Here is a 24,299-nt window from a genome sequence, read left to right on the forward strand (position 1 = left end):
CGGAGGGGGTGTGACCCCGTCCCGTGACGGGCCGTCATGTGCGGGACGAGCGGGACGGGGTGCCGGGACGGGGTCGGCAAGCCTGTGACCTGCGGGAATGCCGAACGGGCGCAATCTGATGGGCAGTCACGGGACGGGGTGGGACGAGGTCGACTGATCACGCCGTAGCCACCTCCGGGGCGGGGAGGCCGTGAAGCACAGCGTTCCGCGGTCCGGTCTGGGTGATCACCTGGCAGTTGGCCACCAGGCGCGTTACGGCTCGCCTGGTGACCGATGCCCGTCCGGGCACGACCGCTACGAGCTCGGTCATGCTGAGCTTGGTCTCGCTGCTCCTAAGGACAGTGATGACCTTGCTCTCTCGCTCCTTGATCTCGGCCTCTTCCTTGGCGGCCTTCTCCTCCTCGGCGGTCATCTCCGTGGGGTCGTCGGCGCGTTGCATGGGCGGGTAGATGTGCGCCTCGGCGAACTGGTCGCCCTCGGACTTCACGACCAGGTCGGCGAACCAGTGCATCGGGTTCTTGCCGCCGGGCAGGGCGTGCTTGCGGACCTGCGCCGGCCGGTCTTTGGCGATGCGGAGCCGTGAGCGGCCCTCGGTGTTGATACCGAAGGGTCGGACGGCTTCGAGCATGTACTGGACGCCGTCGACGGCGTTGAGCTTGTGGACGCCGCCGAGGGCGTACCGGCCGCGGCTCTCGTTGTTCTTCACCACGTGGTCGAGCGGGACGACCGCGGCCCCGGTGTTGGCGAGGGGCCGCAGCAGCATGCGGCCGAACTTCGCGATCTCGGTGTTGTCCTTCAGCTCTAGCCCGAGCAACGACATGGCTTCGGTGACGCCGTCGACCACGATGAGCGTGGGTTCCAGCTCGCCCACCCGCTTGACGAACGCGGCCAGGGCGGCGGGTGAGGGGATGGCGCCCGGGCGTACGTAGTGGAAGCGCTCGCGAAGGTCCTCAGGTACGGCACCGATCAGCAGCAGGCGCCCGACTACGCCCTCTTCGCTGTCCTCGAAGTCGATGTAGACCACGTGGTTGCCGCGGTTGATCTCGGCCAGAGCGGCGATGAGCGCGAGCCAGGATTTGCCTGCCTCGGACTCGCCTTGGACGCCGTTGACCCGTCCGGGGTAGAACAACCCGATCCCGTCGTCACGCGCACCGACACAGGCCGTGACGGGCTTGTATGTCCCGTCGAGCACGGGCCCAAGGTCCGTGAAGTCCCAGCCGGTTGCGCTCGAACAGCGGACTGATTCCGTGCCGATGGCAGTGAGGTCTGAGCTGACCTGGGCGAGGATGCCGTCGAGGTCCCCATCACCCGAGCGGGCCAGATGTGCAGCCTGCTCGGCGACTTGCGCGAGACGACGCCGCACGGCCATTTCCCGGACGATCTCGGCGTAGCCGTGCGCGTTGGCCACGCTAAACGATGTGTTGGCCAGGTTGTGCAGGGCGGGCGCCCCGCCGACGCGCGTGAGGTCGCCGGACGTCCGGAGCGCGTTCGCCAGAGTGATCGGGTCGACGGGCTCGCCCGCCGCGGCTAGCTGGACGATCGCGCGGTACACGGTCTCGTTGGCGGGCTTGTAGAACTCGGTGCCTTCGAGGATTTCGACCACGTCCGGGATCGAGTCCCGGTAGAGCATCATGCCGCCGAGGACGGCGCGCTCTGCCTCCGCATCGTGCGGGGGAACACGCATGAACTCGTCTTCGGGGTTGGTCACTTACCGCTCCATTGCGAGGGCGTGCGCGGCCTGGCTGATGACGTTGGCGATCGCGTCGAGGCCGTGGATCAGCCCGAAGTCGTCAACCTGTCCGCGCGTGCTGTGGTCGGCGGTGCCGCTGATGGTGATCTGTGAGCAGTGGGCAAGAGCACGGCCGATGACCCGCGCGTCCGAGGTGTGCATGACGTGGCCGTCGCCTGCGTCGAGGACGACGCAGGAGCCCACGGGGAAGGGCCGGTAGTACTCGCTTAGGAATCCGGCGCGGATGACACCGTGTTCGCTCGGAAGTCTCAGCCGGTACTCGGCGCGTACGGCGGGGCCCCGCCCGGCCGCTGCGGCGACCAGGCGGGACCGTGTGGTGGACCGGCCGTTCACTTGCTGGCCTCGGCCGCGAGCAGCTCGGCGGTACGGGTCTTGACCCGCTCGTCCATCTCGGCCATGTAGCGGGCCTTGGCTACCGGGTCGGCGGGGAAGTCGCCGCCGCTCGCCTCGGCGAGCTGTCCGCGCAGGGCACGGAGCACGGGCAGGAACTGCTCCAAGCGGCTGATGAGCACGTCGGTCTGCTCGACGTCGAGTTCGAGGGTCTCGCAGTCGATCTCCACCCACAGGAGGCTTTCGACACCGAAGGCTGCGGCGTCCTGGTTCACCGTGGTGACGCGGGCGGCGAGGACGAGGCCGAGGCCGTCTCCGGGCATGGAGTCCGCGTACGGGGTGGGGGCGGTGACCGCCGCGCGGGGGCCCTGGTGCCATCCGGGCTCGCCGTCGGTGCCGGCGTGATCGAGGACGCACCAGGGGGTGCAGCCGTAGCGGGCCATCCATTCGGCGCCGCGCTGCTCGGCGGTGAGCCCCGCGGGCGGGATGGGCTGGGCGGGGAGTCCGTTGAGGACCGCAGGCACCTTGCCGGTCGGCGTGAGGTCCAGGGCGGGGACGGCGTGGTCGATGTCCTTCGGCTGTGCAATCATCGGTGTGTCCGTTCTCTTGTTGAAGCCCTGGGCGCTCTGGCCGAGCGATGTAGCCCGGGGCTTCGGCGTTGCTGGGATCGGCTAGGGCCCCTGCCGGGTCGGTGTTGGTAGCACCGGCCGTTAGGTGGGGGCCCGTCTTATGCAGCGATGGTCTGCGCGTCGAGCCACGCCTCTACGTCGGACCAGCGGGCCCGGAGGTGTCGGCCGACCTTGATGAACCTGGGACCGCCGCCGCGCGAGGACCACTGGTAGACGGTCCCGAGAGGCACGCCGCAGTACTCGGCGATCTGCTCGGGCGTCGCCAGCGGGCGGCGCGCGGCGGGCAGTGAAGTCGATCGCATGCGGGATCATCCTTCGTTTTCGTTGGCGGGATCACTACGCAAGCGATCCGGCTCCAGGATGCACGCGATGGCATGCGGGGTCAAGCCGCACACCAACATGTCAAACGGTGCGTTGTGAAAACGCGCGCCATGTGCGAGGCTCGGGTTATGGCAGATGAGGAAGAAGCGGCGCCCACCGTGGGGATGGTGGTGGGCGAGAGCCTGAAGGCCATGCGACAGCGGCAGCGCCTCACGCAGGCTGACGTCGCGGCTGTACTTGTCCGGGCGGGGCTCGCGTGGAAGCGCACGCACATCTCCGACCTTGAGAGCGACCGACGCGAGACGTTGGATCTCGGAACCTTGGTTGTCCTTGCTCAAGCGCTGGATGTGCCGCTGCGGGACTTCTTCGCGGGTGAGGGCAATGTGCTGTTGACGCCTCGCGCCGAGTACCCCGAGAGCGGCGCCATGGCCACCCGCGAGCAACTGCGCGACTGGCTCTCGGGGGAAGAGGCCGGCCTTACGGTCATGGGGGACCGGAATGTTCGCGCATTCATGGATCACTTCACTTGGCAGGGACGCGATATCCCCATCGAGGCGGACGCTGCCTTTGCTGGCCGTATGGGAGTCACGGTGCAAGAGGTCGTGAAGGCCGCTGAGCGCATCTGGCGAGGAAGTCTGACCGAAGAGCGGGACCGGCGGGTGGCAGCCTTGGGGGATCTGCCGATCCAGGAGCGACAAGCCAAGCAAGGGCATATCACCCGGCAGTTGACCGCGATCCTGGCCAAGCAGATGGACGTGCCCGAGGAGAGCCGTGATGGCTAGCGTCTACGACCGGTGGCACCTCGCCCGACCTCCCAAGGAAGCCGAACCGTGCACTGAGCACAGCAGCAAAACGCGCTCCCTGGTGCCGAGCGCCGACCACGGCAAGGGGAAGCGCTGGCAGGTCCGTTGGCGCGACGCGGCGGGGGAGCAGCAGAAGGAGAACTTCGCCAAGCGCAGCCAGGCGGACACCCGCGCAGCCACGATTGAGGCTGACCTCGCCCGCGGCCTGTACGTCGATCCTGCGGCCGGCCGGGAGAGCTTCCGCTCGGTCGGCGAGCGCTGGCGCACCTCGGCCGTGCACGGGATGGCACCGCGTCGCGCGTAGAGAGGGCGCTGCGCATCCACATCTACCCGGCGTTCGGCGACCGCCCGATGGTGAGCATCCGGCCATCCGAGATTCAGGCATGGATCAAGGACCGGTCACAGCACCTCGCCCCGTCCACGCTGCGCGTGACCTACGCCTACCTGGTCACCATCTTCGGCACGGCCGTGCGGGACCGGATCATTGCCATCAACCCGTGCTCGGGCATCAAGGCGCCCGAGGTCCGCAAGGCGGAGATCGTGCCGCTGCATCCCTCGGCGGTCCGCTCGCTGGTCGACGCCTCGCCGGACCGCTACCGGGCGCTGAACCTGCTCACCGCGGCGTCCGGCCTGCGGCAGGGCGAGGTGTTCGGCCTGGAGGTCGACTGCATCGACTTCCTGCGCCGCGAAGTGACGGTGCGGCAGCAGCTGATCGGGCCCGAGGCGGGGGAGCCGTATCTCGGTGAGCCGAAGACGCACGAGAGCTATCGCACGGTGCCGCTGGTGAGCTCAGCGGTTGACGCGCTCGCCGCGCACCTCCAGCGCTTCCCAGCGGTGCCCGTGGACATCGAGGACCGCACCGACCCGAGGAAGCCTCGGCGGCGCATGGCGCAGCTGCTGTTCACCAGCGAGCGGCGAGAGTCGCTGCGGCGCGGGAACTGGGCGCACGTGTGGGAGCGCATCGAGGTGAACGCGAACAAGCTGCTGGAGGCGGCTCACGCGGCGGCGTATGAGTGGTGGGTGAGGCAGGGCCGGCCGGAGGGCGCGGAGCCCGCGCCCGTCCGGGTGCCCGATGGCGCGAGCATGCACGACCTGCGCCACTTCTACGCCTCGGCGCTGATCAAGCACCGCGAGAGCGTCAAGACGGTCCAGCGGCGATTGGGGCACTCGAAGCCCTCGATCACGCTCGACATCTACACGCACCTGTGGCCGGACGACGAGGACACAACGCGAGCCGCGGTGGAGGCGATGCTTGGCGATGTGCCCGCGTTGTGCCCTCCAGCCAAGATCCAAACCAGTTAGTGCAGGTAAGGGCGCTACATCACCGGTAGTTCACGAACTGCAGCGCGAACTCGAAGTCCTGCCCCTTCAGCAATGCCTGCACGGCCTGCAGGTCGTCCCGGCTCTTCGAGCTGACCCGCAGCTCGTCGCCCTGGACCTGCGCCTTGACGCCCTTCGGGCCCTCGTCGCGGATGATCTTCGCGACCTTCTTGGCGTTCTCCTGGGAGATGCCCTCCTCGATCGAGGCGAAGATCTTGTACTCCTTGCCGGACAACTGCGGCTCGCCCGCGTCCAGGGCCTTCAGTGAGATCCCGCGCTTGACCAGCTTGGACTGGAAGACGTCGAGGATGGCGGCGACCCGCTCCTCGGAGTTGGCCTGCATAAGGATCTTCTCGCCGGACCAGGCGATCGACGCCCCGACGTTCTTGAAGTCGTAGCGCTGCGAGATCTCCTTCGCGGCCTGGTTGAGGGCGTTGTCGACCTCCTGCCGCTCGACCTTCGAGACGATGTCGAAACTGGAGTCGGCCATGTCCTGTGGCTCCTTGTATCGGGTGCGTGGAGGCGCGGCCGGAACTGCCCGGACCGCTCCCGCAAGCCTAGCCACCCGCACCCGCCCCGAGTGCTGATCAATCCGGTGGCGAAGTACCCCCGGGCATCAGGTATCGTTTACGTCGTTGCCACGGAGCACCACCCCACAGCGGGTGACTTTCACGGCGACATCCCATGGCGGTGTGCCCGAGTGGCCAATGGGAACGGACTGTAAATCCGTCGGCTCTGCCTACCCAGGTTCGAATCCTGGCGCCGCCACGTGATGACGATGGCCCCCGATCTGCGGAAACGCGGACCGGGGGCCATCGTCGTGAGAGCAGTCGTCAGGCTCGACTGTCTCGCAATGACTCTTTCTCGCACGCTCTCTACCAGTAGTTCTGGACGGGGCGTGGACGGGAATCCCCGCCCCGAGCCGTAGACCGTGATGTGCCGGCGCAGCAACCGTCCACCGGCCTGGTCACCGTCATGCTCAGCAGCTGGAGCTGGAGCTGGAGCTGGAGCTGGGTCGGCGGTACGCGGCCGGCGTCTGAAGCAGGAGCGGGTCCTGAACGACGTACGCTCCGAGTCCCCAGCAACTTCGGGGGCCCGAGGCATACGTCGGTTCGTCAAAGGACCAGGTGCTCCTGTCAGCGGCTGTGGGCTGCTGCAAGCTGACTGACAAGGGTGGCGAACGGCATGTCGAGATCCGCGTACACGTCGTTCGCGATCGGATGCGCGTTGTCGGCGAGCATCTCGACGGCGAGGGTGGCGTAGTCGCTGACGATCACCCCTGCCTGCTGCAGCCGCAGGAGTCCGGTCTCTCGCTTGGTCGCGGAGAAGGTGCCGGAGGCGTCGACGGCGACATAGGCGTCGAAGCCCGCGGCGGTCGCGGAGATCGCAGGGAACGCCGCGCAGACTTCGAGCGAGATCCCGGCGATGAGGATCTTGCTGCGCCCTGTCGCCTCGACGGCCTGGCGGACCCGGTCGTCGTGCCACGCGTTGACGGTGCTCCGGTCGATCACCTTCTGCTCTTCCGGGAGTTCGGCCTGCAACTCGGGAATGAGAGGTCCCCACATGCTGTCCGCCGCGGTGGTGGTGACGACGACCGGGAGGTTCAGACGCAGGGCCGCCCTGGTGAAGCGGGTGACGTTGTGCCTGAGCTCGCCCACGTTGATGTCACGTACGCCGGTGAACAGCCCGATCTGGTGATCCACCAGCAAGAGGGCGGCGTTGTCCGCGGTGAGGGCGTCGTGGAAGCGATTCTGCATGGTCGGTTTCTCCTTGGTGTTCATGGTTGTCGACTGCGTTGGCTTTTGGGTTGCTGGCCTTGCGGCTCCACGGATTCACGGGCTCAGGTGGTGTCGGATGCCGCCGTACGCCGACGAACGCGTCCGGCGACGAGCAGGGCGCCCAGCGCGGAGCAGGCGCCGATGAGGCCGATGCCCGACCACAGCGCCCGCGGGCCCAGGGGGAGCAGTGCCGTGCCGATCACCGGCGCGAGGACCGCGCCGCCGGACCAGCTCATGCCGCAGACGCCGGCGTAGGTGCCCTGTAGCTCATGGGGCGCCAGCGAGGCCACGATGGTGGGAAGGGCGCCGGCGATGACGATCTCGCCGGCGGTCCAGACCGCCACCGTCAGCGCGAGCCCGCGGCCGTCCTGCACATACGCGGTGAGCGCGAAGCCTGTTGCGACGACAGCGGTTCCGGCGGAGAGCACGAGGCCCGGGTCCCGTCGCCCGACCCACCGTGCGGTCAAGGGCTGGACGACGATGATCAGTACGCCGTTGAGCGCCATCGCCAGGCCGAACTGCGCACGGCTGACGCCCTGTTCGGCCATGGCCAGCGGGAGCGTGGTGAACGCCTGGGCGTACAGCGCACCGTATCCCGCGGTGACGGCGCACACCGCGAGCAACAGCCGGTCCTGCAACACCGCTCGCAGCCTTCCCCCGGGAGGGGAGTGGCCGGCCGGGCGTGACTCGGGCACGGTGGCCCACACCACGGCGGCGAAGGTCAGTGCGGCGGCAGCGTTCACGGCGAACATCGCCCGAGCGCCGTGATCGGCGAACCAGCCGCCGGCGACCATCGCGACCGAGTAGCCGACGTTCACGCCCCAGAAGAGCAGCCCGTACGCGCGTGGGCGCAGCGCGGGCGGGACGAGGTCGGCGACCATCGCCTGCGAGGCCGGCCGGTAGGAGTCGATGGTCAGCCCGAGCAGGAACGCGGTCGTCGCCACGGCGAGGAACCCGCTCGCCGCGCCGAGGGCGACCATCGCGGCGGAGGTCGCGAGCATGCCGCCCGTGAGGGTCGCCCGACGGCCGAGCCGGTCGGCCAGCCATCCGGCGAGCACCTGGGAGAGCAACGACCCGACGCCGAAGGCCGTCATGACGGCGCCCGACTGCGCGAGGGTGAAGCCCCGGACCTGCACCAGGTACACCGACAGGAGCGGCTGCACCATCGCGCCGGTGCGATTGATGACGGTGCCGAGCCAGAGCATCCAGAAGGGACGCGGCAACGACGACGGACCAGCGGCACTGGGCGCCGCGGCGGGGCGGGAGGTGAGGACGGCCATGCGGAACATGTTTGACCGGCGCTCCGTCAACCCGTAAATGTTTCATCTGTGGCTGAATCCTCGTGGGCAGAGTTCGACTTCACCTCCGCCGACCTCGCCCGGCTGAGGTTCGCCTTCTCGCCGGTGTCCGAGGCGGTGGCGAGCCTGCGTATGCTGCAGGACCCCGGCCGGCACGCGCTGCACCTGCCGTGGATCCGAGCCGTACGTCCCCGGCTCACAGGGCTGGACCTGCGGCTGCTGTTCGCGCTGGTCCCACTCGGCCCCTACATCGTCGACTTCCTCACGCCGCCGCCGACCAGCCCTCTGCCGGACGTCACCGCCGAGCTGGAACTCGTCGGCGCAGCGGACGTGGAGAAAGCTGTGTGCGAGGTGGCCAGGGTTCCCGGCGTCGACACCCCGGTCGTACGGGAGTTCCTCGTCGACCCGTCCGCCGGAGTCGCCCGCGTCGCCGCCGAGCTGTGCCTGTACTGGGACACGGCGCTGGCCCCGTTCTGGCCGCAGATCCGAGGGCTGTTCGAGTCGGAGGTGATGCGTCGTTCACGGCAGTTGACCCGCGAGGGCGCAGGCGTGATGTTCAACGACCTGCACCCGAACATCACGTGGAACGACGGCCGTCTGCGCGTCCGGACCCGCGCATGGCGGCGCACCGGACCCCTCGACGGCGACGGCATGATTCTCATCCCGAGTGTCTTCCACTGGCCGGACACGACGGTGATGGCCGAGCCCTACCAGCCGAACCTGGTGTACCCCGTACCCGGCGTCGCCACGGTGTGGTCGCACGAGGTCGTCCCCACCACCGACGCGCTCAACGCTCTCATCGGACGCACCCGCGCCCGGATTCTCGTCACCCTCACCGAAGCGGCCACCACGAGCATCCTGGCGCGCCGGCTGTCCATGGCGCCCGGCGCGATCAGCCAGCACCTGAAGGTGCTCTCGGAGAGCGGCCTGGTCACCCGCAGCCGCAGCGGTCGCGAGGTGTTCTACGAGCGCTCTCAACTGGGCGACTCGCTGTGCGCGGCCTCGTGAGGCGGGTGGCCGGGGACCTGGGCGTCAAGGCGCAGCCGGCTTCCGACCGCAGGGACTGGCGCCGCCCGGATTGCGTCACCAACGGTCTGGTGCGCCACGCGAGCAGTGCTGCCGAGACGGCCCAGTGATGAGGCGATGCACGACACGGGCGAGCTCGGCGGCCCCTTCCGGATCGTCGGCGTAACGGGCGACGACGAGCGGGGCGATCCAGCCGGGCATCACGTCCTCGGGCCAGAGGAGCGCACTACCAGGCCGCAGATGCAGGCAACGCCTTCACCTCACTCCCGCCCCGCCGGCGTGGGCATCCGAGGCGCCCGAGGGTGGTCGGGGCCCAGGACGCGAATGCCCAGAGCCGCCTTGCTGCGGATCAGTCCCACCAGAGCCGCCGCAGCACCCGGCGCACGCCGGTCGGCCGCTCACCCCGGCGCACCTCCCCGTGGACGGCAGGCTGCTCGGCGACCACGCCCCCTCAGTCCGCCAGCCGGAACGCCAGCTCGATCTCCCATTTGGACATGTCCGGCTCCACCCGCGGGTCCGTCAGATACGACTCGATACGGCAGGCCCAGCGCTCAACACCGTCCACCACCGTCATGTCCCACTCCAGGCCCTCCCGCGCCGCCCACTCCCGCAGCTCGGTGATGGTCGCGAACAGCCGGTCGGGATGGCCGGTATGGGTGACCGTCACATAGCGGCCCGCGGGCAGTACCGCGATGCGGATGTCGCCCTCAGGCTCCGGCGCGGAGACGACGGGCATCCCCGCTTCGACCTCCGACTCCCCGTCCATGTCGATGGCGTTGAAGCGGAAGAACGGGGCCCCGTCGAACTCCGCCCCGCGGCTGGTCAGCCAGCCGATCAGCTCCGGCAGTCGGTCCGCGATCACGGCGAAGGCGTCCATCCGTACGGCCCCGCGGACGAAGGCGTACAGCTGCTCCCCGCGCTCCACGACTGTCGGCTGGATCTCAGACATCTTTTTCCTCATGGCACCAAGGACTGTGCGGCGACCGGGAATTCATCGGAACAGCGCCCCGCCGGTCAGTTTCCGGCGACATCTTTGACCGCGACGGTCACCGGCACCGAACCGTTGATCAGTTCCAGCGTCAGCCCTGCCGTTGCCGGCGACTCCACGAGCTCCGCGAGCACCGCCGCCACATCGTCACGCGGCACTGTTCCAGAGCCCGTCGAGGCTTTCAGCTGTACGAGACCGGTGCCCGCGTCGTTCGTCAGCATGCCAGGCCGCAGAATCGTCCACTCGAGGCCGGACTTGGACCCTACATAGTCGTCCGCGGCGCCCTTCGCCCGCAGATAGACGTCGAACTCCGAGTCGCCCGGGTGCTGGGCGTCGGCGCCCATCGACGACACCACGATGAACCGCCGTACGCCTGCCCGTTCCGCCGCGTCCGCGAAGAGCACCGCGGCGCCACGGTCCACCGTGTCCTTGCGTGCGGCGCCGCTGCCCGGGCCCGCGCCCGCCGCGAACACCGCCGCTTCGGCGCCCTGCAGTACCGCAGCGACCTCCTCGACCGAGGCCGACTCCAGGGACAGGAGGACCGGTTCGGCCCCCGCTTCCCGCAGGTCGGCGCCTTGTTCCGGCTTGCGGATGATGCCCGCGACCTCGTGTCCGCGCGCCGAGAGCAGGCGCTCAAGACGGAGCGCGATCTGACCATGTCCTCCAGCGATGACAATGCGCATGAGTACGACGGTACGTCCGAAGCGCGGCGCTCGCTCAGGGACCGGCGTCCGGTCGCGGCTCAGGGACCGGTGTCCGGCCGCCCCTGCCGCGGCAGTTCGAGCGCGACGGCGACCGCCGAGTCGCAGTACTCACGCACCGCGCTGGTACGGGCCACCACCCGCCCGCGGTGAATGACGATCCGGCTGTACGCCAGCGACAGTACGCCCGAGATCCGCTCGCCGCGCACCGCCAGCAGTTCCGCCGGGAAACCGGCCTCCACCCGCACCTCGGGCAGCCCCATCGCTTCCCGGGCGGCCCCGGCCACGGCCCGATAGGCGTCCTTGGACCGCATCCTGCCCTGCGAGGCCAGCAGATACGCCGCCTCCAGCGGATCCCCGCGGCCCACCGGGTTCGACACGTCCCGCAGCGCCCCGCTGCCCGCCGCGACCCGCACTCCGGCCGCGCGCAGCAGCCGCACCGGTGCGTTGCCCCGGTGTTCCACGGCCCCGCAGCCGCCCTGCGGCACGCAGACCACCGTGACGCCGGCCGCCGCGAGCTGGTCGGCGGCCCTGGATGCCGACTCGCGCGGCTGTCGAGCGAGCCCCGCGCACGGCCCGATCACCACTTCCGACCGCAGCCCGCCCGCCATTGCCGCCAGCCGTGCGAGCCGTGCCGGATCGTCGCCGTGGGTGTGCAGGTCGACGGGGCAGCCGTGCTCGGCGGCGACCTCCAGCACCGCCTCCGCGTACCCGGTCGGATCGGGGTCGGCGTCCGGACAGCCGCCCACCACCCCGGCGCCCATCTTCATCGCGTCGCGCAGCATCGCCAGACCGTCAGCCCCGGCGACGCCCGTGAGCAGCCGGGGCACCGCGACGGCCGTCAGATCCGCCAGCCCGCGCAGTGAGCGCCGAGCCTGGAGCACCGCCTCCAGCGGGCCGAGCCCCTGCACATCCCCGATGCGTACATGCGAGCGCAGCGCCGTCGCACCGTGCCCGAGCTGCAGCAGCGCGGCCTCGGTGGCCCGCCGCTGGACATCTTCGGTCTCGTACGAGACGGGGCCGGGGGAGTCGGCGGTGAGCGCGGTGTCGCCATGGGCGTGCGGCTCGGCCGGGGCGGGCAGCAGCAGATAGCCGCGCAGGTCCACGCGGGCGGAGCGCGGGGTGAGGCTGCCCGCGGTGCCGACCGCCTCGATGCGTCCGCCACTGAGCCGTACGTCGACGGTGCGGCCGTCCGTGAGCCGGGCGCTGCACAGGAGCAGCGCAGTGGTGTCCGCGGTGGCGCCGTCGGGGGGCTGCGGCTGGCTGTCGGGCATCGCGCTCCTGTGTGGGGCGGTGGGGCTCGGGCGGCGCGACGAAGGGCAGGATCACGCAGCGTGAGTCGAGCCTAGGGGCGCTCGGAGCGCGCTTCGAGGAGGAGCGCAATAGTCGTACCGGTGTGGTCACGAGTGGCGTACGAGACGGGCGGGGCGGAACCCGGGCTGAGGACCGGGCAGCGGGCCACGAAACGGATTTGGGCGATCGGCGACCGACCGTGTAATGTCTTCATCGCTCGCCCCAATAGCTCAGTCGGTAGAGCGTCTCCATGGTAAGGAGAAGGTCTACGGTTCGATTCCGTATTGGGGCTCTGATGTCGGAGATCCTCACCTTCGGGTGAGGGGATCCGGTATCGAAGCGGTGTAGCTCAGTCGGTAGAGCAAGCGGCTCATAATCGCTGTGTCACCGGTTCAAGTCCGGTCACCGCTACATACAGTAGCCGATTGTGGGGTCGGTCCTCCGATCGGCTACTCTTTTATGCGTTCATCCGTCCATCCGTCCAAGGAGCACTCACGTGGCTGCCACCGACGTCCGCCCGAAGATCACGCTGGCCTGCGTGGAGTGCAAGGAGCGGAACTACATCACCAAGAAGAACCGGCGTAACAACCCGGACCGTCTTGAGATGAAGAAGCACTGCCCGCGCTGCAACTCGCACACGGCGCACCGCGAAACCCGCTGAATCAGGCTCGTACACGAGGCCGCCCCCACTGGGGGCGGCCTCGTGTCGTTTGTAGTGGCCAAATCCCGGCAGGGCCAATCCAATCCGGCCCGGCAGGGTCAATCCATCAGGAGGGAGCCAGTCCATGGCGCTCGACCAGTCCTTCGTGGGGCGGACCTATCCGCCCACCTCGCCTTACGAGGTCGGCCGGGAAAAGATCCGGGAGTTTGCCGAGGCGGTGGGTGACGCCAATCCCGCGTACACCGACCAGGAAGCCGCCAAGGCGCTCGGCCACGCCGATGTGATCGCTCCGCCGACTTTCGCCTTCGCGATCACTTTCAAGGCTGCGGAACAGGTCATTCAGGATCCGCTGTTGGGACTGGACTACGACCGTGTGGTGCACGGCGACCAGAAGTTCGCGTACACGCGGCCGGTGCGGGCGGGGGACCGGCTGACGGTCACCTCGACCATTGAGGCCATCAAGTCCCTTGCCGGCAACGACATCGTGGATATCCGCGGTGAGGTGCGCGACGAGTCGGGCGAGCATGTCGTGACCGCGTGGACGAAGCTGGTGGCGCGCGCCGCCGAGGAGGCGTGATGACGGCGAAGATCTCTTACGCGGACGTCGAGGTCGGCACCGAGCTGCCGGCCCAGAACTTTCCCGTGACGCGCGCCACGCTGGTGCAGTACGCGGGCGCCTCCGGGGACTTCAACCCGATCCACTGGAACGAGAAGTTCGCCACCGAGGTCGGGCTTCCGGATGTGATCGCGCACGGCATGTTCACCATGGCCGAGGCGGTCCGGGTGGTGACGGACTGGGTCGGCGACCCGGGCGCCGTCGCCGAGTACGGCGTCCGCTTCACCAGGCCCGTCATCGTGCCGAACGACGAGCAGGGCGCGCTGATCGAGGTCACCGGCAAGGTCGCGGCGAAGCTGGAGGACAACCGGGTGCGCGTCGACCTGACGGCGATGAGCGCCGGGCAGAAGGTGCTGGGGATGTCCCGGGCCGTGGTCCGGCTCGCCTGAGGTACGAAGACCGGTAGGAGAGATGTGTAAGGGGCACCCGCTGTGGCGGGTGCCCCTTACTTTGTCTTCGTCGGTGCCCTGCGCCGCCTCGCCCCGCGCCGACTCTTGACTTAGTTAGTGATTGGACACTAACTTACTCGCATGGCCAGGATGAGCGCAGACGAGCGACGCGAGAGCGTCATCCGCGCCGCGATCACCGAATTCGCGCGCGGCGGCTACAACGGCACCTCCACCGAGGCGATCGCCAAGCGGGTCGGCGTATCGCAGCCGTACCTCTTCCGTCTCTTCAAGAACAAGCGGGAGCTGTTCCTCGCGGCGGCGCTCCGCTGTCTGGAGGAGACCCCGAAGGCGTTCGCCGACGCCCTGGAGCGGCGTCCCGACAGCTCACCGCTGGAGGCGATGGCGGCGGCGTACATGGAGCTCATCGGTGACGGCGACAAGCTGCTGATGCAGATGCAGACGTATGTCGCCGTGGCCTCCGCCGAGGCGGCGGGGGACCACGAGTTCGGCGAGCGGATCAGAGCCGCCTGGGCCGGTATCTGGGACCAGGCGCAGGCCGCCTTCGTCGGGGACGTGAACGAGACGACCGACTTCCTCGGTTGCGGCATGCTGATCAACGTCCTGGTGGCGCTGGGCTTCCCGGAGGATCACCGGGTGTGGGCCGGGCTCGACATGTCCGACATCAGGACTTCGCGCTAGTTGCAGGATCCCGCTTCCTCGGGGATGGGGAGAGTTCTGCCCGTGAAAGTTAGTCATCAATAACTAACCCTCTGGGGGAGCAGTGAACCAGCAAACAGCCCGCCGCGGCAGCGCCGCCTGGGCCCTCGTCATCACCAGCGTCGCCAGCTTCATGGCGGCCCTCGACAACCTTGTCGTCACCACCGCACTTCCCTCCATCCGCAAGGATCTCGGCGGTGCGCTGGAGGACCTCGAATGGACGGTGAGCGCGTACACCCTCACCTTCGCCGTACTGCTGATGTTCGGGGCGGCCCTCGGTGACCGCTTCGGCCGCCGGAAGCTCTTCATCGTCGGCCTCACGATCTTCACCGGTGCCTCCGCCGCGGCCGCGCTCGCACCCGGTATAGACGCCCTCATCGCCGCCCGCGCCGTCCAGGGCGTCGGCGCCGCGGTCATGATGCCGCTCACCCTGACCCTGCTCACGGCGGCCGTGCCCGTCGCACGCCGCGGCGCGGCCCTCGGCATCTTCGGCGCCGTCACCGGCCTCGCCGTCGCCAGCGGCCCCCTCATCGGCGGCAGTCTCACCGAACACATCTCGTGGCAGTGGATCTTCTGGCTGAACGTCCCGATAGGCCTGGCCCTGCTGCCGCTCGCCCGGCTGCGCCTCGACGAGTCGTACGCCCCGAACGCCCGGCTCGACCTCCCCGGCACCCTCCTCGTCAGCGGCGGCCTCTTCGGCATCGTCTACTCGCTGGTCAACGGCAACGCCGACGGCTGGACCAGTACCCCGATTCTCGCCGGTCTGATCGTGGGCACCGCACTCCTCGCCGGTTTCGTCCACCACGGCTTCAACAACAAGAACCCCATGCTCCCCATGCGGCTCTTCCGCAGCCGCGCCTTCTTCGGGATCAATATCGCGAGCCTGCTGATGTTCCTGGGGATGTTCGGCTCGATCTTCCTGCTCAGCCAGTTCCTGCAGGGCGTCGCCGGCTATTCGCCCACCGAGGCGGGCCTGCGGATGCTGCCCTGGACCGGTATGCCGCTGATCGTCGCGCCCATCGCCGGATACCTCTCCGACAAGATCGGCGGCCGCCCGGTCGTCGTCACCGGCCTCGCCCTCCAGGCGATCGGCCTCGGCCTCTTCGCCCTGGTCATCGAGCCCGGTGTCTCGTACCCGGCCCAGCTTCCCGGCCTGATCCTCGGCGGTATCGGCATGGCGCTCTATTTCGCCCCCGCTGCCAGTGTGGTCATGTCCAGCGTCAGTCCCGCCGAGCAGGGCATCGCCTCCGGGGCCAACAACGCCCTGCGCGAGGTCGGCGGAGCCCTCGGTGTGGCGGTCCTCGGCGCGGTCTTCGCGGCCCAGGGCGGCTACGAGTCCGCCGACGCCTTCACCGACGGCACCGTCCCGGCACTGTGGATAGGCGCCGGAGCGGTGGCTCTCGCGGCACTGATCGCTCTGCTGATCCCGGGCCGCCGCCGCACGGTCGAAGCAGGTCCCCAGGAGGCGTCCCCGGCCGCCGAGGAGCGCGAGTCCATCGCCGTATGACGGCCGGAGTACGCAGACGGTCCGTGGCCCCGCCCGAGCGGTGGGCCACGGACCGTACCCTTGTCCCCGTGCAGGAACTCCACGACGCTCCCCTCGCCCCCCTGACCACCTTCCGGCTCGGCGGCCCCGCGACGCGCCTCGTCACGGCCACCACCGACGACGAGGTGGTCGCCGTCGTACGCGAGGCGGACGCCGCCGGCACCCCGCTGCTGATCATCGGCGGCGGCAGCAATCTGGTCATCGGGGACAAGGGCTTCGACGGCACCGCGCTCCGTATCGCCACGCGGGGCTTCGAACTCTCCGGTACGAAGCTGGAGTTGGCGGCCGGTGAGGTCTGGACGGACGCGGTCGCCCGCACCGTCGAGGCGGGGCTCGCGGGCATCGAGTGCCTGGCCGGCATCCCCGGATCGGCCGGTGCGACGCCGATCCAGAACGTCGGCGCGTACGGCCAGGAGGTCTCCAGCACCATCACCGAGGTCGTCGCCTACGACCGCCGCACCGGCGAGACGGTCACCGTCCCCAACGCCGAGTGCGCCTTCTCGTACCGCCACAGCCGCTTCAAGCAGCACCCCGAGCGCTATGTCGTGCTGCGCGTCCGCTTCGAGCTGGAGGACGCGGACGGCCTGTCCGCGCCGCTGAAGTACGCCGAGACGGCCCGCGCCCTCGGCGTGGAGGCCGGCGACCGCGTCCCGGCCGCAGCCGCCCGCGAGACCGTACTCAAGCTGCGTGCAGGCAAGGGCATGGTGCTGGACCCCGAGGACCACGACACCTGGTCCGCCGGGTCCTTCTTCACCAATCCGATCCTCGAGCAGGCCGCGTACGAGTCCTTCCTGGCACGCGTCCACGAACGCCTCGGCCCGGACATCGCGCCGCCCGCCTTCCCGGCGGGGGAGGGGCGCACCAAGACCTCGGCGGCCTGGCTGATCGACAAGGCCGGCTTCACCAAGGGATACGGCACCGGGCCCGCGCGTATCTCCACCAAGCACACGCTGGCCCTCACCAACCGCGGCGAGGCCACCACCGAGGACCTGCTGGCGCTCGCCCGCGAGGTCGTGGCAGGCGTGCGCGAGGCCTTCGGCGTCACGCTGGTCAACGAGCCGGTGACGGTCGGCGTCAGCCTGTAGAGCTGACGGTCGGCATCAGCCTGTAAAAGCTGCTGGAACCCGCCGGGTTCCAGCGTTGCCCGGGTCCGCCCGGCAGCCGGTTCGTCCTCGTTCTCCCCCAGGCCTAGTACGCCACCCCGACTCCCTGCTTCACCGTCGCCGGGTCGTCGACCATCGCCAGCATCGCGTGTGCCACATCCGCCCGGCCGATCATCCTGCCGCTGCGCGGACTGCCGCCGACGACCGTCCGGTAGGAGCCCGTCAGCGGCTTGTTCAGCAGCCGCGGCGGGCGTACCGAAGTCCAGTCCGTCGTGCTGCGTGCCAGCTCCTCCTCCATGGTCCGGAGGTCGTCGTACACAGCCTTCAGCGCCGTGTTGACGGCCGCCAGCATCGCGCGGTCCAGCATCGGCTGGCGCTCCGGGACCGGGCCGAGCGGGGCCGCGCTCACCACCAGCAGCCGACGTGTCCCCTCCGCCTCCATCGCCCCCAGCACCGAGCGCGTCAGCTTCGCCGCGATCCCGGCGTCCGCGCGCGTGCGTGCACCGAGACCCGAGAGCACCGCGTCGCGCCCGGCGACGGCCGACCGCAGCGACTCGCCCTCCTTCAGATCCGCACGGAAAACCTGCAGGCCGGGGCCCGTGACCGTGAACCGCGCCGGATCGCGAACCACCGCCGTCACCTCGTGCCCCGCCGCCAGCGCCTGCGTGACGATCTCCTGCCCGATGCCGCCGGTCGCGCCGAAAACGGTGAGTCTCATGGCCCGCACCTCCATGGTGGGTAAGTATTCACTCACCTCTAGAGTGGGTAAGTGCTCACTCACTCGTCAAGTGCCTTTCGGAGGTTCCATGCAGAAGCCGGCCCGCGCCCGCATCCTCGACGCCGCGCATGAGCTCCTGCTCACCATCGGCCTCGCCCGTGCCACCACCAAGGAGATCGCCAAGGCGGCCGGCTGCTCGGAGGCGGCGCTCTACAAGCACTTCGCGAGCAAGGAGGAGCTCTTCGTGACCGTGCTGAAGGAGCGGCTGCCCAGGCTCACGCCGCTGCTGGACACACTCATCGCCGAGCCGGCACGGCGCACCGTCGAGGAGAACCTCACCGAGATCGCCCGCGAGGCCGCGCTCTTCTATGCCCAGAGCTTCCCGATCGCCGCTTCGCTCTACGCCGACCCCCGGCTCAAGCAGCGCCACGACGCGGCCCTGCGCGAGCTGGGCGCAGGCCCGCACATGCCCATCCGGGGCCTCGACGCCTATCTGCGCGCCGAGCAGGACGCCGGCCGGGTGCGCGCCGACGCGGACACCTACGCGGGCGCGTCCCTGCTTCTCGGTGCCTGTGCACAGCGGGCCTTCGCGTACGACATGACCGCGGACGGAAAGCCTCCGCAGCCGCTCGACGAGTTCGCCGCGGGAATCGCCCGCACGCTGCTGCGCGGAATCAGTTAGCCGGTCGGTCGGTCAGCCAGTCGTCGATGCCGGCCAGCAGCTTGTCCCTGATCTCCTCAGGCGCCGCCGAGCCGCGCACGGACTGCCGGGCCAGCTCCGCGAGCTCCGCGTCGGTGAAACCGTGGTGCGTCCGCGCCAGCTCGTACTGCGCCGCCAGCCGGGAGCCGAAGAGCAGCGGGTCGTCCGCCCCGAGCGCCATCGGCACCCCGGCGTCGTACAGCGTCCGAAGCGGTACGTCCGCCGGCTTCTCGTACACGCCCAGCGCCACATTCGACGAGGGGCACACCTCGCAGGTCACCCCGCGCTCGGCCAGCTTCCGCAGCAGCTGTGGGTCCTCCGCGGCCCGTACGCCGTGGCCGATCCGGGAGGCGCGCAGATCGTCCAGGCAGTCCCGTACGGACGCGGGTCCGGTCAGCTCGCCGCCGTGCGGCGCCGCCAGCAGGCCGCCGTCCCTGGCGATCGCGAAGGCGCGGTCGAAGTCCCGTGCCATGCCCCGGCGTTCGTCGTTGGAGAGACCGAACCCGACGACCCCCCGGTCCGTGTACCGCACCGCGAGCCGCGCCAGCGTGCGCGCGTCCAGCGGATGCTTCATACGGTTCGCCGCAACCAGCACCCGCATACCGAGACCGGTCTCCCGTCCGGCGCGCTCCACCGCGTCCAGGATGATCTCCAGCGCCGGAATCAGCCCACCCAGCATGGGGGCGTACGAGGTCGGGTCGACCTGTATTTCAAGCCACCCCGAGCCGTCCCGCACATCCTCCTCGGCCGCCTCGCGCACCAGCCGCTGGATGTCCTCGGGCGAGCGCAGACAGGACCGGGCGATGTCGTAGAGCCGCTGGAAACGGAACCAGCCGCGCTCGTCGGTCGCCCGTAGCTTGGGCGGTTCGCCGCTGGTCAGGGCATCGGGCAGATGGACGCCGTACTTGTCGGCGAGCTCGAGCAGGGTGGTGGGCCGCATCGACCCGGTGAAGTGCAGATGCAGATGGGCCTTCGGCAACAGCCTGAGGTCTCGTTCAGCGGCTCCGCCGCGGGCACGAACTTGCTCCATTGAAGGATCTTGCCGCACCTGCCCGCCGTCCGGCAGCCCCTTTCCCCGATCGGGTCCTTGCCCGAACGAAGAAACGGAACGGAAACGGGCCCCCGGCCGAAGCCAGGAGCCCGTCAGCCCACGCACGTGAGCAGGGTTCAGTCGCGCGCCTCGGCCAGCAGCTTCTGGATCCGCGAGACACCCTCGACCAGGTCCTCGTCGCCCAGCGCGTACGAAAGCCGCAGATAGCCCGGCGTACCGAAGGCCTCGCCGGGAACCACCGCCACCTCGACCTCGTCCAGGATCAGCGCGGCCAGCTCGACCGAGGTCTGCGGACGCTTCCCGCGGATCTCCTTGCCCAGCAGCGCCTTCACCGAGGGGTACGCGTAGAACGCGCCCTCGGGGGTCGGGCAGAGCACACCGTCGATCTCGTTGAGCATCCGCACGATGGTCTGGCGGCGCCGGTCGAAGGCGGTCCGCATCTCGGCGACCGCGTCCAGGTTCCCGGAGACCGCGGCCAGCGCCGCGATCTGCGCGACATTGGAGACGTTCGACGTGGCGTGCGACTGCAGGTTGGTCGCGGCCTTGATCACGTCCTTGGGGGCGATCATCCACCCCACACGCCATCCGGTCATGGCGTACGTCTTGGCGACACCGTTGACGACGATGCACTTCTCGCGCAGCTCGGGGACGAGCGTGGGGAGCGAGGTGAACTTCGCGTCGCCGTAGACCAGGTGCTCGTAGATCTCGTCGGTGAGGACCCACAGGCCGTGCTCGGCGGCCCAGCGGCCGATCGCCTCGGCGTCGGCCTCGCTGTAGACCGCGCCCGTCGGGTTCGAGGGCGAGACGAAGAGGACGACCTTCGTACGCTCCGTGCGCGCCGCCTCCAGCTGCTCGACGGAGACCCGGTAACCGGTGGTCTCGTCGGCCACGACGTCGACGGGCACACCGCCCGCGAGACGGATCGACTCGGGGTAGGTCGTCCAGTACGGAGCCGGCACGATGACCTCGTCGCCCGGGTCCAGGATCGCCGCGAACGCCTCGTAGATCGCCTGCTTGCCACCGTTGGTGACCAGGATCTGGGAGGCGTCGACCTCATAGCCGGAGTCGCGCAGCGTCTTCGCGGCGATGGCGGCCTTGAGCTCGGGGAGCCCTCCGGCCGGGGTGTAGCGGTGGTACTTCGGGTTGCGGCAGGCCTCGATCGCTGCCTCGACGATGTAGTCGGGTGTCGGGAAGTCCGGCTCACCCGCGCCGAAGCCGATCACCGGACGCCCGGCGGCTTTGAGGGCCTTTGCCTTGGCGTCGACGGCGAGGGTCGCGGACTCGGAGATCGCGCCGATGCGGGCGGAGACCCGGCGCTCGGTGGGAGGGGTTGCAGCGCTCATACGGGCCATCGTCCCAGACCGCAAACGGACCCGGTACACGTGTTTCGAGTAGCGGACAGGAACCGGCCCGGAGCTATCTGTTCGACGCCGGGCCTGCAACCACGTACACTCACTCGTCGTTGGCCCTCACCAACCACATCTACGGATGGGGTAGGTTGGGGAAACCACAAAGGGTCGTAGCTCAATTGGTAGAGCACTGGTCTCCAAAACCAGCGGTTGGGGGTTCAAGTCCCTCCGGCCCTGCTACACACACCTTCGCCAGGTTGTGTGCGCATGTACGTACATTCAATGAACCGCCGTGCGGCTCCACCGGGCGCGGCGCGGCCACGACCCGGAATCAGGTGAAAGATCGTGACGGACGCCGTGGGCTCCATCGACATGCCTGATGCCGATGATGAGGCGCCGGAGTCGAAGAAGCGGACCCGCAAGGGCGGCAAGCGCGGGAAGAAGGGCCCTCTGGGCCGTCTCGCGCTCTTCTACCGACAGATCATCGCCGAGCTGCGCAAGGTCGTCTGGCCCACTCGCAGCCAGCTGACGACGTACACCACAGTGGTGATTGTCTTCGTAGTCGTCATGATTGGTCTGGTGACCGTGATTGACTATGGGTTCCAGGAAGCCGTCAAGTACGTCTTCGGCTGATCCCGCGGAGGGCGCCGGCAGCGGCGCCCCTTTCGCATGTTCCACCCCATCTGTATCCAGGAAGAAGCAGCCACCGTGTCTGACCCGAACCTGAACGACGCCGTCGAGCCCGTGGAGGGCGAAGAGACTGCGGCGACGGCCGAGGCGGCCGAGGCTGCGCCGGACACGGTCGACATCGACGCGCTCGACGACGACGCGCTCGACATCATCGAAGGGGCCGACGAGGTCGACCTCGCCGAGGCTGCCGACGCCGCCGCGGGCGAGCCGGCCGAGAAGGCCGCGATGCACGACGAGGACGAGGCCACCGCGGTGGCCGAGGTCGAAGAGGACGAGGCCGCCACAGCCGACGTCGACGAGGACGCCGAAGAGGCCGCAGGAGCCGAGGACGAAGAGCCCGCAGAGCCCGAGGCCCCTGCCGACCCGATCGCCGCTCTCCGCGACGAACTTCGCGGACTGCCCGGCGAGTGGTACGTCATCCACACGTACGCCGGGTACGAGAAGCGCGTGAAGGCGAATCTGGAGCAGCGTGCCGTCTCGCTGAACGTCGAGGACTTCATCTACCAGGCCGAAGTGCCCGAGGAAGAGATCGTCCAGATCAAGAACGGCGAGCGCAAGAACGTTCGCCAGAACAAGCTTCCCGGCTACGTTCTGGTCCGCATGGACCTGACCAACGAGTCCTGGGGCGTCGTCCGCAACACCCCCGGCGTCACCGGCTTCGTGGGCAACGCCTACGACCCGTACCCGCTGACCCTGGACGAGATCGTCAAGATGCTCGCCCCGGAGGCCGAGGAGAAGGCCGCCCGCGAGGCCGCAGAGGCCGAGGGCAAGCCGGCTCCGGCCCGCAAGGTCGAGGTCCAGGTGCTGGACTTCGAGGTCGGTGACTCGGTCACCGTCACCGACGGCCCGTTCGCGACGCTGCAGGCCACGATCAACGAGATCAACGCCGACTCGAAGAAGGTCAAGGGCCTCGTCGAGATCTTCGGCCGCGAGACCCCGGTCGAGCTCAGCTTCGACCAGATCCAGAAGAACTAGTTCGTTCTGGAACATACGCCTCCGAACAGGTCAGAACGGCTCTCGCAGCCGCTCTGACCTGCTCGGTTTTTGGCCGCGCAGCTGTACCCGTTATCGTTGTGCGGTATGCCTCCATCCGGATGACTGGATGGAGCGCTGAAAACTCTCACTAGGACCCGGAGAGAGCAATGCCTCCCAAGAAGAAGAAGGTCACGGGGCTTATCAAGCTCCAGATCCAGGCCGGCGCGGCCAACCCGGCTCCGCCGGTCGGCCCCGCGCTCGGTCAGCACGGCGTCAACATCATGGAGTTCTGCAAGGCCTACAACGCCGCGACCGAGTCGCAGCGTGGCATGGTCGTGCCGGTGGAGATCACGGTCTACGAGGACCGTTCCTTCACCTTCATCACCAAGACTCCGCCGGCCGCCAAGCTGATCCTCAAGGCCGCGGGTGTGGACAAGGGCTCCGGCGAGCCGCACAAGACCAAGGTTGCCAAGCTCACCGGCGCCCAGGTCCGCGAGATCGCCACGGTCAAGATGCCCGACCTGAACGCCAACGACCTGGACGCCGCGTCGAAGATCATCGCCGGCACCGCCCGTTCCATGGGCATCACGGTCGAGGGCTGACAGCTCAGCTCCCTGTACGACCTCTCAGTGGTAGGACCAAGCGCTGGTCCGCACCACGACTCCACCCCTGAACCTCAGGAGCAGAAGTGAAGCGCAGCAAGACTCTCCGCGCTGCGGACGCCAAGATCGACCGGGAGCGCAACTACGCCCCGCTCGAGGCCGTCCGTCTCGCCAAGGACACCGCCGCCACCAAGTTCGACGGCACCGTCGAGGTCGCCTTCCGCCTGGGCGTTGACCCGCGCAAGGCCGACCAGATGGTCCGTGGCACCGTCAACCTTCCGCACGGCACCGGCAAGACCGCCCGGGTCCTGGTCTTCGCGACCGGTGACCGTGCTGCGGCCGCGGAAGCCGCGGGCGCCGACATCGTCGGCTCCGACGAACTGATCGACGAGGTTGCGAAGGGCCGACTGGACTTCGACGCCGTCGTCGCCACCCCGGACCTCATGGGCAAGGTCGGCCGCCTCGGCCGCGTGCTCGGTCCGCGTGGTCTGATGCCGAACCCGAAGACCGGCACCGTCACCCCCGATGTCACCAAGGCTGTGAACGACATCAAGGGCGGCAAGATCGAGTTCCGCGTCGACAAGCACTCGAACCTGCACTTCATCATCGGCAAGGTCTCCTTCGACGAGACGAAGCTGGTCGAGAACTACGCCGCGGCGCTGGAGGAGATCCTCCGTCTGAAGCCGTCCGCCGCGAAGGGCCGCTACATCAAGAAGGCGACCCTGACCACGACGATGGGCCCCGGCATCCCGCTGGACTCCAACCGCACCCGCAACCTCCTCGTCGAGGAGGACCCGGCTTCCGTCTGAATCTGACGGCAGCCGCGGGTCTCGCGTACTGAAGCCGGTCCCCGTACCTCTCACCGAGGTGCGGGGACCGGCTTTATTCGTACGCGCTGTCGTAGGGCTGCGTTACGGTTCTGTGAGTTCGCTGAGACACAAGGGG

The 24,299-nt window shown here is 69.0% G+C and carries 28 protein-coding genes and 4 tRNA genes; 19 read left to right on the forward strand and 13 right to left on the reverse strand.

What is annotated here, in order from left to right:
* Positions 1–157: 157 nt before the first annotated feature.
* The 4 genes from ACFYXH_RS00900 to ACFYXH_RS00915 all read right to left on the reverse strand — a co-directional run bounded on the left by ACFYXH_RS00900 (position 158) and on the right by ACFYXH_RS00915 (position 3,011).
* Complete coding sequence (locus ACFYXH_RS00900) at positions 158–1,708, reverse strand: DnaB-like helicase N-terminal domain-containing protein (RefSeq protein ID WP_389559498.1); 1,551 nt, start codon at positions 1,706–1,708, stop codon at positions 158–160.
* Entirely contained in the window at positions 1,709–2,083 is a 375-nt protein-coding gene (locus ACFYXH_RS00905; protein ID WP_389559500.1) for a hypothetical protein, read from the reverse strand. It lies immediately after the preceding gene.
* Positions 2,080–2,670 (reverse strand): DUF6907 domain-containing protein, encoded by a 591-nt coding sequence (locus tag ACFYXH_RS00910; protein WP_389559502.1) that lies wholly within the window; start codon positions 2,668–2,670, stop codon positions 2,080–2,082. The genes ACFYXH_RS00905 and ACFYXH_RS00910 overlap by 4 nt, the downstream gene beginning before the upstream one ends.
* A 137-nt stretch (positions 2,671–2,807) precedes the next feature.
* Positions 2,808–3,011 carry a helix-turn-helix transcriptional regulator gene (locus tag ACFYXH_RS00915; RefSeq protein WP_389559504.1) on the reverse strand — a complete coding sequence of 68 codons (204 nt, stop codon included), beginning with the start codon at positions 3,009–3,011 and terminating at the stop codon, positions 2,808–2,810.
* Positions 3,012–3,158: 147 nt separating this feature from the next.
* On the opposite strand from ACFYXH_RS00915, the gene ACFYXH_RS00920 reads away from it, so the two are divergent.
* Genes ACFYXH_RS00920 through ACFYXH_RS00930 form a run of 3 tightly spaced genes read left to right on the forward strand, consistent with a single transcriptional unit; the run spans position 3,159 to position 5,135 of the window.
* A complete protein-coding gene (locus ACFYXH_RS00920) occupies positions 3,159–3,812 on the forward strand; it encodes a helix-turn-helix domain-containing protein (RefSeq protein ID WP_389559506.1) in 654 nt (217 codons plus the stop codon).
* On the forward strand, positions 3,805–4,137 hold the full coding sequence (locus tag ACFYXH_RS00925) for a hypothetical protein (protein WP_389559507.1): 333 nt from the start codon (positions 3,805–3,807) through the stop codon (positions 4,135–4,137). Before ACFYXH_RS00920 ends, ACFYXH_RS00925 begins: the two co-directional genes overlap by 8 nt.
* Before the next feature lie 50 nt (positions 4,138–4,187).
* Complete coding sequence (locus ACFYXH_RS00930; RefSeq protein WP_389559509.1) at positions 4,188–5,135, forward strand: tyrosine-type recombinase/integrase; 948 nt, start codon at positions 4,188–4,190, stop codon at positions 5,133–5,135.
* Positions 5,136–5,154: 19 nt separating this feature from the next.
* Here the strand turns inward: ACFYXH_RS00930 and ACFYXH_RS00935 are convergent, their stop codons facing one another.
* Complete coding sequence (locus ACFYXH_RS00935; RefSeq protein ID WP_327325461.1) at positions 5,155–5,643, reverse strand: YajQ family cyclic di-GMP-binding protein; 489 nt, start codon at positions 5,641–5,643, stop codon at positions 5,155–5,157.
* A 196-nt stretch (positions 5,644–5,839) separates the two neighbouring features.
* On the opposite strand from ACFYXH_RS00935, the gene ACFYXH_RS00940 reads away from it, so the two are divergent.
* Positions 5,840–5,921, forward strand: a tRNA-Tyr gene (locus tag ACFYXH_RS00940).
* Positions 5,922–6,289: 368 nt separating this feature from the next.
* On the opposite strand, the gene ACFYXH_RS00945 is transcribed toward ACFYXH_RS00940, so the two are convergent.
* Positions 6,290–6,910: an isochorismatase family protein gene (locus ACFYXH_RS00945; protein WP_389559511.1), complete on the reverse strand. Its 621-nt coding sequence runs from the start codon at positions 6,908–6,910 to the stop codon at positions 6,290–6,292.
* An 83-nt stretch (positions 6,911–6,993) separates the two neighbouring features.
* Positions 6,994–8,211, reverse strand: coding sequence for an MFS transporter (locus ACFYXH_RS00950; RefSeq protein WP_389559513.1), 1,218 nt, complete (start codon positions 8,209–8,211; stop codon positions 6,994–6,996).
* Positions 8,212–8,259: 48 nt separating this feature from the next.
* Here ACFYXH_RS00950 and ACFYXH_RS00955 point away from each other — a divergent pair, with 48 nt between their 5' ends.
* Complete coding sequence (locus ACFYXH_RS00955) at positions 8,260–9,237, forward strand: helix-turn-helix domain-containing protein (RefSeq protein ID WP_389559514.1); 978 nt, start codon at positions 8,260–8,262, stop codon at positions 9,235–9,237.
* 469 nt (positions 9,238–9,706) lie between these two features.
* Here the strand turns inward: ACFYXH_RS00955 and ACFYXH_RS00960 are convergent, their stop codons facing one another.
* From ACFYXH_RS00960 to ACFYXH_RS00970, 3 genes are all read right to left on the reverse strand, one after another.
* A complete protein-coding gene (locus ACFYXH_RS00960; protein ID WP_389559516.1) occupies positions 9,707–10,204 on the reverse strand; it encodes a GyrI-like domain-containing protein in 498 nt (165 codons plus the stop codon).
* 65 nt (positions 10,205–10,269) lie between these two features.
* Positions 10,270–10,926 (reverse strand): SDR family oxidoreductase, encoded by a 657-nt coding sequence (locus tag ACFYXH_RS00965; RefSeq protein WP_389559518.1) that lies wholly within the window; start codon positions 10,924–10,926, stop codon positions 10,270–10,272.
* A gap of 59 nt (positions 10,927–10,985) precedes the next feature.
* Positions 10,986–12,218 (reverse strand): amidohydrolase family protein, encoded by a 1,233-nt coding sequence (locus ACFYXH_RS00970; protein ID WP_389559520.1) that lies wholly within the window; start codon positions 12,216–12,218, stop codon positions 10,986–10,988.
* Positions 12,219–12,456: 238 nt separating this feature from the next.
* On the opposite strand from ACFYXH_RS00970, the gene ACFYXH_RS00975 reads away from it, so the two are divergent.
* From ACFYXH_RS00975 to ACFYXH_RS01010, 8 genes are all read left to right on the forward strand, one after another.
* A tRNA-Thr gene (locus ACFYXH_RS00975) sits at positions 12,457–12,529 on the forward strand.
* A 46-nt stretch (positions 12,530–12,575) separates the two neighbouring features.
* A tRNA-Met gene (locus tag ACFYXH_RS00980) sits at positions 12,576–12,648 on the forward strand.
* A gap of 85 nt (positions 12,649–12,733) precedes the next feature.
* Positions 12,734–12,898, forward strand: coding sequence for a 50S ribosomal protein L33 (rpmG, locus tag ACFYXH_RS00985; RefSeq protein WP_003956487.1), 165 nt, complete (start codon positions 12,734–12,736; stop codon positions 12,896–12,898).
* 124 nt (positions 12,899–13,022) lie between these two features.
* A complete protein-coding gene (locus tag ACFYXH_RS00990) occupies positions 13,023–13,475 on the forward strand; it encodes a MaoC family dehydratase N-terminal domain-containing protein (RefSeq protein WP_385305859.1) in 453 nt (150 codons plus the stop codon).
* Positions 13,475–13,903 (forward strand): MaoC family dehydratase, encoded by a 429-nt coding sequence (locus tag ACFYXH_RS00995; protein ID WP_389559522.1) that lies wholly within the window; start codon positions 13,475–13,477, stop codon positions 13,901–13,903. Before ACFYXH_RS00990 ends, ACFYXH_RS00995 begins: the two co-directional genes overlap by 1 nt.
* A 141-nt stretch (positions 13,904–14,044) precedes the next feature.
* On the forward strand, positions 14,045–14,602 hold the full coding sequence (locus ACFYXH_RS01000) for a TetR/AcrR family transcriptional regulator (protein ID WP_389559524.1): 558 nt from the start codon (positions 14,045–14,047) through the stop codon (positions 14,600–14,602).
* An 82-nt stretch (positions 14,603–14,684) separates the two neighbouring features.
* Complete coding sequence (locus tag ACFYXH_RS01005) at positions 14,685–16,127, forward strand: MFS transporter (protein WP_389559526.1); 1,443 nt, start codon at positions 14,685–14,687, stop codon at positions 16,125–16,127.
* A gap of 68 nt (positions 16,128–16,195) precedes the next feature.
* Positions 16,196–17,251, forward strand: coding sequence for a UDP-N-acetylmuramate dehydrogenase (locus ACFYXH_RS01010; RefSeq protein WP_389559528.1), 1,056 nt, complete (start codon positions 16,196–16,198; stop codon positions 17,249–17,251).
* A gap of 103 nt (positions 17,252–17,354) precedes the next feature.
* Here the strand turns inward: ACFYXH_RS01010 and ACFYXH_RS01015 are convergent, their stop codons facing one another.
* Positions 17,355–17,987, reverse strand: coding sequence for an NAD(P)-dependent oxidoreductase (locus tag ACFYXH_RS01015; protein ID WP_389559530.1), 633 nt, complete (start codon positions 17,985–17,987; stop codon positions 17,355–17,357).
* A gap of 88 nt (positions 17,988–18,075) precedes the next feature.
* Here ACFYXH_RS01015 and ACFYXH_RS01020 point away from each other — a divergent pair, with 88 nt between their 5' ends.
* Positions 18,076–18,669 carry a TetR/AcrR family transcriptional regulator gene (locus ACFYXH_RS01020; RefSeq protein WP_389559532.1) on the forward strand — a complete coding sequence of 198 codons (594 nt, stop codon included), beginning with the start codon at positions 18,076–18,078 and terminating at the stop codon, positions 18,667–18,669.
* On the opposite strand, the gene ACFYXH_RS01025 is transcribed toward ACFYXH_RS01020, so the two are convergent.
* Both ACFYXH_RS01025 and ACFYXH_RS01030 read right to left on the reverse strand, forming a co-directional pair.
* Complete coding sequence (locus ACFYXH_RS01025) at positions 18,662–19,717, reverse strand: adenosine deaminase (protein WP_389559534.1); 1,056 nt, start codon at positions 19,715–19,717, stop codon at positions 18,662–18,664. The two genes, ACFYXH_RS01020 and ACFYXH_RS01025, sit on opposite strands and share 8 nt — an antisense overlap.
* A gap of 137 nt (positions 19,718–19,854) precedes the next feature.
* Positions 19,855–21,081, reverse strand: a complete 1,227-nt coding sequence (locus ACFYXH_RS01030; protein ID WP_389559536.1) for a pyridoxal phosphate-dependent aminotransferase — start codon at positions 21,079–21,081, stop codon at positions 19,855–19,857.
* 170 nt (positions 21,082–21,251) lie between these two features.
* Here ACFYXH_RS01030 and ACFYXH_RS01035 point away from each other — a divergent pair.
* The 5 genes from ACFYXH_RS01035 (at position 21,252) to rplA (ending at position 24,163) form a co-directional block, all read left to right on the forward strand.
* Positions 21,252–21,324, forward strand: a tRNA-Trp gene (locus ACFYXH_RS01035).
* A 108-nt stretch (positions 21,325–21,432) separates the two neighbouring features.
* Positions 21,433–21,720 carry a preprotein translocase subunit SecE gene (gene secE, locus ACFYXH_RS01040; protein WP_326651931.1) on the forward strand — a complete coding sequence of 96 codons (288 nt, stop codon included), beginning with the start codon at positions 21,433–21,435 and terminating at the stop codon, positions 21,718–21,720.
* Between the two features lie 75 nt (positions 21,721–21,795).
* Positions 21,796–22,752: a transcription termination/antitermination protein NusG gene (gene nusG / locus ACFYXH_RS01045; RefSeq protein ID WP_389559538.1), complete on the forward strand. Its 957-nt coding sequence runs from the start codon at positions 21,796–21,798 to the stop codon at positions 22,750–22,752.
* Between the two features lie 167 nt (positions 22,753–22,919).
* On the forward strand, positions 22,920–23,354 hold the full coding sequence (gene rplK / locus ACFYXH_RS01050; protein WP_307661693.1) for a 50S ribosomal protein L11: 435 nt from the start codon (positions 22,920–22,922) through the stop codon (positions 23,352–23,354).
* An 86-nt stretch (positions 23,355–23,440) separates the two neighbouring features.
* Positions 23,441–24,163, forward strand: a complete 723-nt coding sequence (rplA, locus tag ACFYXH_RS01055; RefSeq protein WP_385305847.1) for a 50S ribosomal protein L1 — start codon at positions 23,441–23,443, stop codon at positions 24,161–24,163.
* Positions 24,164–24,299 lie beyond the last annotated feature (136 nt).

Origin of the sequence: Streptomyces sp. NPDC002730, from assembly GCF_042888805.1 — a bacterium.
Taxonomy (GTDB): Bacteria; Actinomycetota; Actinomycetes; order Streptomycetales; family Streptomycetaceae; genus Streptomyces.

Coding starts and splice junctions, on each gene's coding strand:
- ACFYXH_RS00965 (WP_389559518.1), bottom strand. CDS start 10,926: ATGCGCATTGTCATCGCTGGAGGACATGGTCAGATCGCGCTCCGTCTT.
- ACFYXH_RS00990 (WP_385305859.1), top strand. CDS start 13,023: ATGGCGCTCGACCAGTCCTTCGTGGGGCGGACCTATCCGCCCACCTCG.
- ACFYXH_RS00960 (WP_389559516.1), bottom strand. CDS start 10,204: ATGTCTGAGATCCAGCCGACAGTCGTGGAGCGCGGGGAGCAGCTGTAC.
- ACFYXH_RS01025 (WP_389559534.1), bottom strand. CDS start 19,717: ATGGAGCAAGTTCGTGCCCGCGGCGGAGCCGCTGAACGAGACCTCAGG.
- ACFYXH_RS01015 (WP_389559530.1), bottom strand. CDS start 17,987: ATGAGACTCACCGTTTTCGGCGCGACCGGCGGCATCGGGCAGGAGATC.
- ACFYXH_RS01030 (WP_389559536.1), bottom strand. CDS start 21,081: ATGAGCGCTGCAACCCCTCCCACCGAGCGCCGGGTCTCCGCCCGCATC.
- ACFYXH_RS00970 (WP_389559520.1), bottom strand. CDS start 12,218: ATGCCCGACAGCCAGCCGCAGCCCCCCGACGGCGCCACCGCGGACACC.
- ACFYXH_RS00935 (WP_327325461.1), bottom strand. CDS start 5,643: ATGGCCGACTCCAGTTTCGACATCGTCTCGAAGGTCGAGCGGCAGGAG.
- ACFYXH_RS00920 (WP_389559506.1), top strand. CDS start 3,159: ATGGCAGATGAGGAAGAAGCGGCGCCCACCGTGGGGATGGTGGTGGGC.
- ACFYXH_RS00915 (WP_389559504.1), bottom strand. CDS start 3,011: ATGCGATCGACTTCACTGCCCGCCGCGCGCCGCCCGCTGGCGACGCCC.
- ACFYXH_RS00910 (WP_389559502.1), bottom strand. CDS start 2,670: ATGATTGCACAGCCGAAGGACATCGACCACGCCGTCCCCGCCCTGGAC.
- ACFYXH_RS00950 (WP_389559513.1), bottom strand. CDS start 8,211: ATGGCCGTCCTCACCTCCCGCCCCGCCGCGGCGCCCAGTGCCGCTGGT.
- ACFYXH_RS01020 (WP_389559532.1), top strand. CDS start 18,076: ATGCAGAAGCCGGCCCGCGCCCGCATCCTCGACGCCGCGCATGAGCTC.
- ACFYXH_RS01000 (WP_389559524.1), top strand. CDS start 14,045: ATGGCCAGGATGAGCGCAGACGAGCGACGCGAGAGCGTCATCCGCGCC.
- rplK (WP_307661693.1), top strand. CDS start 22,920: ATGCCTCCCAAGAAGAAGAAGGTCACGGGGCTTATCAAGCTCCAGATC.
- ACFYXH_RS00995 (WP_389559522.1), top strand. CDS start 13,475: ATGACGGCGAAGATCTCTTACGCGGACGTCGAGGTCGGCACCGAGCTG.
- ACFYXH_RS00925 (WP_389559507.1), top strand. CDS start 3,805: ATGGCTAGCGTCTACGACCGGTGGCACCTCGCCCGACCTCCCAAGGAA.
- ACFYXH_RS00945 (WP_389559511.1), bottom strand. CDS start 6,910: ATGCAGAATCGCTTCCACGACGCCCTCACCGCGGACAACGCCGCCCTC.